Annotated in this window: 2 rRNA genes; both read right to left on the bottom strand. The window is 56.0% G+C overall.

The window, feature by feature from the left end:
- Positions 1–55: 55 nt before the first annotated feature.
- A 5S ribosomal RNA gene (rrf, locus tag J2S96_RS20060) occupies positions 56–172 on the bottom strand.
- A gap of 174 nt (positions 173–346) precedes the next feature.
- Positions 347–3,484, bottom strand: a 23S ribosomal RNA gene (locus J2S96_RS20055).
- Positions 3,485–3,502: the final 18 nt, after the last annotated feature.

Here is a 3,502-nt window from a genome sequence, read left to right as displayed (position 1 = left end):
TTAAATGGTTCAGGCCCCGGCACGTGGGTGCCCGGGGCCTGAACGGTGAATGGTTGTCCGGCGGTGTCCTACTCTCCCACACCCTCCCGGGTGCAGTACCATCGGCGCTGTGGGTCTTAGCTTCCGGGTTCGGAATGGGACCGGGCGTTTCCCCCACGCTATGACCGCCGTAACCTTGTTACCCGTGCCCCCGCTCGCACATGGGTGCGGGGGTGGGAAGTGTGGTGGTTACAACATGTGTGGTGTTGTTATTCAATTATGGTTTGGTTCCTCCTGGGTCAATCAACCCGTGGAAGGGTTGTTGTCCGGGAACCACATAGTGGACGCGAGCAGTGATCGTGTTGGTGTGGTGTAAGTTATCGGCCTATTAGTACCGGTCAGCTTCAACAGTCTTTAGTCCTGTCTTCCACATCCGGCCTATCAACCCAGTGGTCTGGCTGGGGGCCTCTCACACACGAGGTGCATGGAAATCTCATCTTGAAGCGAGCTTCCCGCTTAGATGCTTTCAGCGGTTATCCCATCCGAACGTAGCTAATCAGCGGTGCACTTGGCAGTACAACTGACACACCAGAGGTTCGTCCGTCCCGGTCCTCTCGTACTAAGGACAGCCCTTCTCAAATTTCCTGCGCGCGCAGCGGATAGGGACCGAACTGTCTCACGACGTTCTAAACCCAGCTCGCGTACCGCTTTAATGGGCGAACAGCCCAACCCTTGGGACCTACTCCAGCCCCAGGATGCGACGAGCCGACATCGAGGTGCCAAACCATGCCGTCGATATGGACTCTTGGGCAAGATCAGCCTGTTATCCCCGAGGTACCTTTTATCCGTTGAGCGACGGCCATTCCACAATGTACCGCCGGATCACTAGTCCCGACTTTCGTCCCTGCTTGAGATGTCTCTCTCACAGTCAAGCTCCCTTGTGCACTTACACTCGACACCTGATTGCCAACCAGGCTGAGGGAACCTTTGGGCGCCTCCGTTACTTTTTAGGAGGCAACCGCCCCAGTTAAACTACCCATCAGGCACTGTCCCTGACCCGGATCACGGGCCGAAGTTAGATGTCCAAAGTGACCAGAGTGGTATTTCAACGATGACTCCACCCGGACTGGCGTCCGGGCTTCAACGTCTCCCACCTATCCTACACAAGCCACTCCGAACACCAATACCAAACTATAGTAAAGGTCTCGGGGTCTTTCCGTCCTGCTGCGCGTAACGAGCATCTTTACTCGTACTGCAATTTCGCCGAGTTTATGGTTGAGACAGCGGGGAAGTCGTTACTCCATTCGTGCAGGTCGGAACTTACCCGACAAGGAATTTCGCTACCTTAGGATGGTTATAGTTACCACCGCCGTTTACTGGGGCTTAAATTCTCAGCTTCGCCTTGCGGCTAACCGGTCCTCTTAACCTTCCAGCACCGGGCAGGAGTCAGTCCGTATACATCGTCTTGCGACTTCGCACGGACCTGTGTTTTTAGTAAACAGTCGCTTCCCCCTGGTCTCTGCGGCCCCGATCCCCTCCCACCAGCAAGTGGTGTTCAAGGTTGGGGCCCCCCTTCTCCCGAAGTTACGGGGGCATTTTGCCGAGTTCCTTAACCATAATTCTCTCGATCGCCTTGGTATTCTCTACCTGATCACCTGTGTCGGTTTGGGGTACGGGCGGCTAAAACCTCGCGCCGATGCTTTTCTAGGCAGCATAGGATCACCGGATCCCCCCTTGCGGGAGTCCCATCAGATCTCAGGATCGTCATCCAAGACACAGCGACGGATTTGCCTATCGCTGACCCTACATCCTTAGACCGGGGCAACCATCGCCCGGCCCGGCTACCTTCCTGCGTCACACCTGTTAATACGCTTACCTCCCGGGATCAGGTCCCGCGCTCGGCCAAAACCCGCACACCACAAGGGTGATTGGGCAGGCTCCGGGCGGTTAGTATCCCCCGCTTGGCATGGGCGGTTCTTCGCCGGTACGGGAATATCAACCCGTTGTCCATCGACTACGCCTGTCGGCCTCGCCTTAGGTCCCGACTTACCCAGGGCAGATTAGCTTGACCCTGGAACCCTTGATCATTCGGCGGACGGGTTTCTCACCCGTCTTTCGCTACTCATGCCTGCATTCTCACTCGTGTAGGCTCCACCGCTGGTTTACACCGCGACTTCACCGCCCACACGACGCTCCCCTACCACTCCAGACGACTGAACCACGAAGGCTTGTCTACTATCTGAAATCCACAACTTCGGCGGTGTACTTGAGCCCCGCTACATTGTCGGCGCGGAATCACTTGACCAGTGAGCTATTACGCACTCTTTCAAGGATGGCTGCTTCTAAGCCAACCTCCTGGTTGTCTTCGCAACTCCACATCCTTTCCCACTTAGCACACGCTTAGGGGCCTTAGTTGGTGGTCTGGGCTGTTTCCCTCTCGACTATGAAGCTTATCCCCCACAGTCTCACTGCTGCGCTCTCACTTACCGGCATTCGGAGTTTGGCTGACGTCAGTAACCTTGTAGGGCCCATCGGCCATCCAGTAGCTCTACCTCCGGCAAGAAACACGCAACGCTGCACCTAAATGCATTTCGGGGAGAACCAGCTATCACGGAGTTTGATTGGCCTTTCACCCCTACCCACAGCTCATCCCCTCCATTTTCAACTGAAGTGGGTTCGGTCCTCCACGACGTCTTACCGTCGCTTCAACCTGGCCATGGGTAGATCACTCCGCTTCGGGTCTAGATCACGCCACTACACTCGCCCTGTTCAGACTCGCTTTCGCTACGGCTACCCCACACGGGTTAACCTCGCGACGTAACACTAACTCGCAGGCTCATTCTTCAAAAGGCACGCCGTCACCAGAATCAGACTGGCTCCGACGGATTGTAAGCACACGGTTTCAGGTACTGTTTCACTCCCCTCCCGGGGTACTTTTCACCTTTCCCTCACGGTACTGGTCCGCTATCGGTCATTAGGAAGTATTTAGGCTTATCAGGTGGTCCTGACAGATTCACACGGGATTTCTCGGGCCCCGTGCTACTTGGGATCCTCTCCAGGCGGCACACAACATTACGGTTACGGGGCTAACACCCTCTCCGGCCGGCCTTTCAAGACCGTTCACCTATGCTCATGCTCTCACCCCACCGGTCCGGCAGAACCAGTACGGAAAGTCCCACAACCCCGCCCATGCAACGCCCGCCGGCTATCACACATGGAACGGTTTAGCCTCATCCGCGTTCGCTCGCCACTACTAACGGAATCACTCTTGTTTTCTCTTCCTGCGGGTACTGAGATGTTTCACTTCCCCGCGTTCCCCCCACGCACCCTATGTGTTCAGATGCGGGTCACCAGATAACCTCACAGCCTCTGGCGGGGTTTCCCCATTCGGACATCCTGGGATCACCGTTCGGTTATCAACTCCCCCAGGCTTATCGCAGATTCCTACGTCCTTCTTCGGCTCCTAATGCCAAGGCATCCACCGTGTGCCCTTAAAAACTTGACCACACAAGATCAAACAACT

It is taken from the genome of Arthrobacter bambusae (genome assembly GCF_030812595.1).
In the GTDB taxonomy this organism is placed as follows: domain Bacteria; phylum Actinomycetota; class Actinomycetes; order Actinomycetales; family Micrococcaceae; genus Arthrobacter; species Arthrobacter bambusae_B.
This window is presented reverse-complemented; position numbering and strand designations above follow the sequence as displayed.